Annotated in this window: 4 protein-coding genes and 1 pseudogene; all 5 read left to right on the top strand. The window is 67.3% G+C overall.

Annotated features, from left to right (window positions below; all coding sequences use genetic code 11):
• Positions 1 to 779, top strand: a pseudogene (locus tag VF794_RS34775) (hypothetical protein); the annotation flags it as partial.
• Positions 780 to 840: 61 nt separating this feature from the next.
• Positions 841 to 1,767 carry an FHA domain-containing protein gene (locus tag VF794_RS34770; RefSeq protein ID WP_331117427.1) on the top strand — a complete coding sequence of 309 codons (927 nt, stop codon included), beginning with the start codon at positions 841 to 843 and terminating at the stop codon, positions 1,765 to 1,767.
• 110 nt (positions 1,768 to 1,877) lie between these two features.
• Complete coding sequence (locus VF794_RS34765) at positions 1,878 to 2,414, top strand: A24 family peptidase (protein WP_331117426.1); 537 nt, start codon at positions 1,878 to 1,880, stop codon at positions 2,412 to 2,414.
• 29 nt (positions 2,415 to 2,443) lie between these two features.
• Positions 2,444 to 3,892 carry a pilus assembly protein N-terminal domain-containing protein gene (locus VF794_RS34760; RefSeq protein WP_331117425.1) on the top strand — a complete coding sequence of 483 codons (1,449 nt, stop codon included), beginning with the start codon at positions 2,444 to 2,446 and terminating at the stop codon, positions 3,890 to 3,892.
• 147 nt (positions 3,893 to 4,039) lie between these two features.
• Positions 4,040 to 4,259 (top strand): FHA domain-containing protein (locus VF794_RS34755; protein ID WP_331117424.1); only part of this gene is annotated, 220 nt, incomplete at its 3' end.

Below are 4,259 nucleotides of genomic sequence, written 5' to 3'. Positions count from 1 at the left end.
CCGTGGGCAGCCAGGCGATCTCGGGTGACATCACCGTTGATCCGGAGAGTCTGACGAGCGGCGTCACGACCAACGAGACGTACGTGCTCACGTACCAGGGCGTCCTGCCCAGACTGATCGACGTGGCGAAAGTCGATGGGCGCTTCGTGGTTCCCTACGAGCCCATTCCGGGCAAGGGGCCAGTGGTGCGGCCGGGGGACTTCATCGTCCTGCGCTCGGGCTCGCAGGTGTGTGCCACCGACCTGGTGGTGGACGCGGTGCAGGCGCCCATCCCTCCCGCGACGGACGCCGTCCTGACGACCACGACCCCCATCCCGGAGGACTGCGCCGACTTCCCGAACTTCCTCGTCCGGGCAGGGGGCGGCCAGCCGCTGGTCCTCTCCAGCGGCACCGAGGAGTACATCAAGCGGATGGGGCCGGGTGACACCCATGAGCACATCCGGCCGTACTTCTTCCGCCCGAACAACTACACGGGGGCGAGCGAGGGCGTGGCGGTGCGCTTCACCGTGGCTTCCCGCTTCACCGAGGTCACCCCCGAGCGTGGCAACGCCTTCGTGGTGACGACCCAGTCCCAGTTCTTCCCGTACACCATCCTGGTGGACACCAGCATCACGGACCTCGCCTTCTTCTCGCTCCCGGGGCCGGTGGTCGAGGCCAAGGTGGGCAACACGAACTACGCCTACATCGCCTACCCCTCGGCCGACGGCGTCCTCCAGTTGGACCTCGAGCTCGTCGTGCCGTCCGTCCTCAATAGCCGGGGAGTGTTCCCCTTCCTGTGATTTCGCGTCCCCGGACGGCTCTGCTATCGTCCGGGGCTCCTGGATCACCGAGTCAAGACAGATGATTGACCAGAACTCCCGTCCCGCCCGCAAGGTCGGTATCGCCGACCACCTGTGGGAGATCTACGAAGACATGGCCCAGCAGATGGGCTCCGATCGTGACGCGCTCATCAATCAGGCGCTGTTCATGTTCGCGCGGCTCAACGGCTTCATCGAGGTAGCGCACTCGGGCAGGCCCGAGGCGGTGGCCTCCGGTGGTGGTGTGGCCGCGGCCGTGCGCGCCTCCTCGCCCGCCGCGGGAGCCGGCAAGGGCGCTCCGCCCGTACTCCAGCCCGTGGCCGGAGGTGCGTCCGCCAAGGCCGCGGCTCCGCCCCGCGATGACACCCCGCTGCCCGGCCCCGCGCCGCAGCGTCCCTCGGCGCGTGCCGCCGAGGAGCGCGCCTCCGCCAACTCGCTCGACAATGACCCCGCCCGCCGCGAGGTCGCCGAGCGCGTGCTGGAGACGGCCGCCGAGCTCGAGCGCCTCATCAAGGGCAAGAGCAACGAGCCCCGCGAGGAGATCGACGAGGAGCCGCTGCCCGAGGACTCCGACGACGCCGGCATGGACAACATGGCCGACGAGCCCATGGGCGACGACGAGCCCATGAACGAGCAGATGAGCGACGACGAGCCCATGGGCGAGGATGAGCCCATGGACGAGCCGGGCGGCGCCGCGCTGGTGCTCTCCCTGGACAACGCCGAGCCTCGCCTCATCACCCAGGAGCGCTTCGTGATCGGCCGCGGCAAGCACTGCGACCTGGTCATCAACTCCGGCAAGGTGTCGCGCGAGCACGCCGTCATCTTCCGCGAGGGCGACTCCTACTTCATCGAGGACCTCGGCTCGTCCAACGGCACCTGGTTCAACAAGCAGCGCATCAAGCGCCGCCAGGTCGAGGACGGCGACGAGTACTTCATCTGCAGCGAGCGGGTTCGCCTCTCCTACCAGTAAGCAGGCGTAGCGACTTCAGGAGGTTGGGCTGTTGGCCAATTGACGGAGAGCGGCCCTCCCTGATTTATTCCCGAAACCTGCCCCCTTCATGGACTGGGGGCAGGTGACTGATGAGTCCCTTTCACATCGCGCTCTGGACCCTGCTGGGAGTGGCGCTGGTGATCTCGGTGGCGACGGATGTCGTGCGCCGCCAGATCCCGGACGTCGTCACCTATCCCTTGCTGGGGGTAGGGCTGGGCGCGCGCCTGTGGGCCGAGGGCGTGGGGGATTTGGAGTCCGGGCTGGTGAGCGGGGTGGTGTCCGGGGTGGGGCTGGCGCTGTTGCTGGTGCCGGCGGCGGTGCGAGGGCGGATGGGGTGGGGCGACGTGAAGCTGATGGCGGGGGTGGGGGCGGTGTTGGGGTTCCCCGCGGTGATGGCGGCGGCGGCCTTCATCTCGCTGGTGGGCGCGCTCCAGGCGGTGGTGACGCTGCTGTGGCAGGGTGCCGTCTGGGAGACGCTGGCGGACCTGGTGCGGCGGTGGGCCGTGAGGGCACGGCTGATGAATGAAGGCGCGGCGAGCGGACCGCGACGCCACATCCCGTATGGCGTGGCGATCGCGCTGGGTACTTTCTGGGCCATGTGGTGGCAGCACGACAGATTGGGGTAGTTCGGATGCAACGCGAAGGGACTCTCACGATGCTTGGACGCTTCACGCAGGTGGCCGCGGTTGGCGCCCTGCTGGCCCTGTTCGCGGCGGGCACCGCGCGGGCCCAGGAGAGCAGCACCATCAACCTCGGCGTGGGCACGCAGAAGGTGATGACCGTGCCCGGCACCACCCGCATCGCGCTGGGTGATCCGAGCATCGCCGAGGTCAAGGTCATCGGGAACAACCAGATCCTCGTCATCGGCCAGGCCGAGGGCAAGACGACGCTGCTGGTGTGGAAGAGCTCCGGCCAGCGCGTGAGCTACCTCGTCACGGTGCGCAAGCAGGACCCCAACGAGGTCATCTCCGAGATCAAGAAGCTGCTCGGGGAGATCGAAGGCGTGTCCGTGCGCATGGTGGGAGACCGTATCTACCTGGACGGCCAGGCGTACACCTCGGGTGACGCGGAGCGCATCGAGCAGGTGGTGGCGCTCTACCCGAACGTGAAGAGCTTCGTGAAGGTGGCGCCCAACGCCAAGAAGCTGGTGGCGCAGAACCTCACCGCGGCCTTCCAGAAGGCCGGCCTGCGCAACGTGCAGGTGAACGTGGTGGGTGCCACCATCTTCCTGGAGGGCTCGGTGGAGAGCCAGCAGGACCTGCAGAAGGCCGAGCTCATCACCAAGGCGGTGGGCGAGAAGGTGGAGAACCTGCTCGTCGTCGGCATCAAGCGGATGATCCTCTCCGAGGTGCAGTTCGTGGAGATCCGCCGCAACGGCAAGGATCGCTACGGCATCAAGTACCCCACGGACATCACTGGCAGCGTGGCCGCCACGGCCACCATCAATCAGGAGCTCTTCCCCAGCAGCTTCGGCGCGGGCCGCGGCGTCATGGGCTTCAATGCCGGCGCGGACTTCTCCGTCGGCTTCCAGGGCAACGACGGCTACGGCCGCCTGCTCGCTCAGCCCAAGCTGGTGTGCGCGAGCGGTGAGAAGGCCGAGTTCCTGGCCGGTGGCGAGGTGCCGATCCCCCTCATCACCCAGAACCAGTTCAGCGTGGACTACAAGCCCTACGGCGTCATCCTCAACCTCAAGCCCACCGCGGACCGCAACGGCAACATCCAGACGGAGATCGAGGCCGAGGCGAGCGAGCTGGACACCTCGGTGGCCGTGTCCTTCGGTGGCTCGGCGGCCATCCCCGGCTTCCGCACCCGCAAGGTGAAGACGAACGTCACCGTGCGCCACGGCGAGACGATCGTCCTGTCCGGCGTCTTCAGCCACGACGAGCAGAAGGCCGTCTCCAAGCTGCCGGGCCTGGGTCACATCCCCATCGTGGGTGAGCTCTTCAAGAGCCGCGCCTTCGACTCCACCAAGCGCGAGCTGGTCATCTTCGTGACGCCCCGCATCGTCAACCCGGACTCGGACAAGATCCGGACGATCATCGAGGACGTGAAGAGCCGCTACAAGCAGGCGCGCAGCGAAGTGAACTTCAACATCTTCGACTGAGCCGCCGCTCCAGCGCGTCGGGCCCCGAGGCCGGCCTCGTCCCCAGGTGGGGATGGGCGCCGGCCTCGCCGCTTGCGGGGGAGCAGGCGTGACGGGGCGCGTCGCGTCCTCTTTGAGGATGGGGGCGCCCTTGGTAGCATCCGCCCCATGTTTCTGGTGACTCTCGAGGAGAAGGGCGGCGATACCGAGCAGATCGAGTTCGAGAAGAACGAGATCACCATCGGCCGCCTCGACGGCAACGACATCGTCCTCGCGAAGGGCAACGTCTCCAAGTACCACTCGAAGATCGTCGCCAAGGACGGCAAGTTCATCGTCGTGGACATGAAGTCCACGAACGGCACCTTCGTGAACGGCAAGAAGATCGCCG

It is taken from the genome of Archangium sp. (assembly GCF_036389735.1).
In the GTDB taxonomy this organism is placed as follows: Bacteria; Myxococcota; Myxococcia; order Myxococcales; family Myxococcaceae; genus Archangium.
The sequence above is the reverse complement of the archived record's forward strand: the minus strand, read 5'-3'. Positions and strand labels throughout refer to the sequence as shown.

What these genes read in the sequence shown, in the direction of transcription:
- VF794_RS34765 (WP_331117426.1), top strand. Translation starts at nt 1,878, where the DNA reads ATGAGTCCCTTTCACATCGCGCTCTGGACCCTGCTGGGAGTGGCGCTG.
- VF794_RS34760 (WP_331117425.1), top strand. Translation starts at nt 2,444, where the DNA reads ATGCTTGGACGCTTCACGCAGGTGGCCGCGGTTGGCGCCCTGCTGGCC.
- VF794_RS34770 (WP_331117427.1), top strand. Translation starts at nt 841, where the DNA reads ATGATTGACCAGAACTCCCGTCCCGCCCGCAAGGTCGGTATCGCCGAC.